General features: G+C 38.1%; 3 protein-coding genes. 1 reads left to right on the top strand and 2 read right to left on the bottom strand.

The features are described from left to right. Both RYM16_RS09015 and RYM16_RS09010 read right to left on the bottom strand, forming a co-directional pair. On the bottom strand, positions 1–292 hold a 292-nt coding region (locus RYM16_RS09015), incomplete at its 3' end, for a hypothetical protein (protein ID WP_314983409.1). A gap of 75 nt (positions 293–367) precedes the next feature. Continuing rightward, positions 368–2,065 carry a ShlB/FhaC/HecB family hemolysin secretion/activation protein gene (locus RYM16_RS09010; RefSeq protein WP_314983407.1) on the bottom strand — a complete coding sequence of 566 codons (1,698 nt, stop codon included), beginning with the start codon at positions 2,063–2,065 and terminating at the stop codon, positions 368–370. A 258-nt stretch (positions 2,066–2,323) separates the two neighbouring features. On the opposite strand from RYM16_RS09010, the gene RYM16_RS09005 reads away from it, so the two are divergent. Beyond that, positions 2,324–2,636, top strand: a 313-nt coding sequence (locus RYM16_RS09005) for a stalk domain-containing protein (RefSeq protein WP_314983405.1), incomplete at its 3' end; no start/stop codon positions are given.

Raw genomic sequence — 2,636 nt, 5'->3', positions numbered from 1 at the left:
GTTCTGTTTTACTCGTTACATATGAGTTATTTAAAATAGCCCCTTGTTTCTCTACATTAAATTGATCATATTTATTCATAGAGACGCCACCATTAGTAGGGGCCGTCACGTTAACTAGTGGAATCTGATTAGCTGTTTCCTGAACCAACGGTCGTTCAGTAATAGCAGCATTATTATCTGGCGTAATTGGTGCAGCCAACACCATCGATTGAGATGCTACAAATACACCAAAGGTTAGCCAAGACATTACCTTTCGTCCTAGCGTACGTCGTTCTTGATTTGTTTTACACATACAACTCTCCAATTATATAAATACTAGCTCAACACATGCTAGTTCAACACATATATAGTCATAATTACATTGAGATTAGAATCTGTACCCTACGGTAAATCCGCTATAAAACTTTTTCGTATGATATCCTTGCGGTTTATATAAAGGGGTACTAACAAATGCATCAAACAATAAACCTGATGCATAGTTACCCCGTACACCAAGCGCAGTGCCTGCAATTGTTTTACCGACTAGAGCTTCTGTACTTTTACCATATACAGCCCCAACATCAAGACCAAGATATACTTCTGTATTAAGGCGAGGAATAACAGATGATACTTCATTACGTACATACCAACCACTATCGCCCATAAGTGTATATTCGCCATCGAAGCCATAGATGCTATATCGATTACCAATATTTATAGTGTCTACGCTATACAGTCTTTTACCACCTTGAACCCACTGTCCATGGAATGAAGAGGTAAAGGATGCAGGTCGATGGCCCATAATAAATGGTTTTCGATAATCTACATCTACAAGCCACATATGATATCTAGATGTAGGACCACCCATGGCAACAGAAGCCTTATGTTCAGGTTGTGCGCCAAGTGCACCTATCCCCCATTGGAACCCTAAACGAGAGTACAGCGTAGCATTCCCAATATATTTACGGTTAGAAATCCCAAACTCCATTGAAGTGGTACGTAATGCTTGCACAGGTATTTCCATATCATTGATAAAGCGATGATTATGCCGTGTGCTAATAGAAATATCAAATGCACGCTTTTCACGTTGTGTACGCGACCAAACATGATTCCATTTCGCCTTCATAGTAGTGGACTTACCACTGTATGTGAAATCATAAGGATTAGATTGAATAGTTTGATGATATCTTGATTTAGAAAAGCTTAAACTAAACGTATCTTTTCCATGAGGTATTACATAATTGAGACTAGCTGCACGAGTTCCTTTTATACTACCCGCACCGCTAAGGTCACCTGACAACGACATGGTAAAGGTATCATTAGCTCTAAAAACTTGGTCAAAAGATGATGTAAAACTACCTTGATATACCCCTGTAGACTCTAGACCACTATTATCGAAACTAATGGATCCATGTACTAGTTTATCTTGTTTAATTGTTAGTTCAATAATAGAAGTACCAACAGATGTACCTGGAAGTAACTGCATAGTCACCGATTGAGATGACACACCTTTCATCTGTTCAAGACCTTGTTCTACATCTCGGATATTAAGGATATCTCCAGGACGCACAGGAAATGCAGTACGCCAAGGACCATGTGCTGAAGAAGTACTATACCGAATGTCTTCCACTCGACCAGGCATAACCATAAATTGTAAGGTTCCAGCATTTAAATTTTGTTCTGGAATAAATACCTGAGAGGTAACAAAGCCTTTGTCTAGTAATTTACGTTGAAAGGCATGACGAATATTAGTAATATCTGATACAGTCACATGTTTTTGCTCATGCTTACGAGCGATCTTATTTAGAAACGATAATTCTTTAGGCACACCATCTAACTGTATTTGCTTAATATAAAAAGACGCACCATTCTTATCTGAAGGTACGTCTATAAGTGCCGGCTCACTGACAACGGTTCCTACGCGCTCCGCATCAAGGCGAAGATTACGTTCCCGTTGAGTATCTCGGTCTTGTTGTAATTGCTCTTGTTGAGTCATAGGTATAACAGGATCAACAGCCTGTACCATTAAAGGCATAGACAGACTATATACACCTAAACTCAGAAGAACTAAGCGTTTTATATTCACAAAACTCTCCTATAAACATACTCTAACAACACTAATCATGACAAATTCATGAAATACGTATCATCAGAATAACACAATTAAAGTTTTTTTGTAAAGTATAAAATTATTTTAAACATTATTCAATTAAAAACTATTAAATAATGAGTGCCATACACCCTTATTTAAATTGTGTAAAATTAAAATTTATAATAAAATATTCATATACATTTGGTAATGTTAGCTTATTCAGAACGATATAACACCTTATGGAGGTCACTTATGAAATTAAAACAGCTTATTTTATCTAGCATCGCTGTAGGTGCATTAGCTTTCACATTTGGCACGGCACAGCCTGCACAGGCGGCTATTGGCATGGAGAATCCAGGTCCAGCTATGAATCTTGAAAAGCCAGCATCTGTTACGACTGCCCATCATATCAATGTAGACGGCAAGGTTGTTGAGCCTATCAACGGTCAACAAAATGTAATCTATGTAGATGGTCAACCGCTCGTAGCATTACGCCAAGTATCCGAAGCGTTGGGCTATAAAGTGGCATGGGATGAGCCTACTAAAACAGCATTAGTAGATATGA

This window comes from uncultured Veillonella sp. (genome assembly GCF_963524655.1).
In the GTDB taxonomy this organism is placed as follows: Bacteria; Bacillota; Negativicutes; order Veillonellales; family Veillonellaceae; genus Veillonella.
Note: the sequence above shows the minus strand (reverse complement) of the source record. Positions and strands in the feature narration are given on the sequence as shown.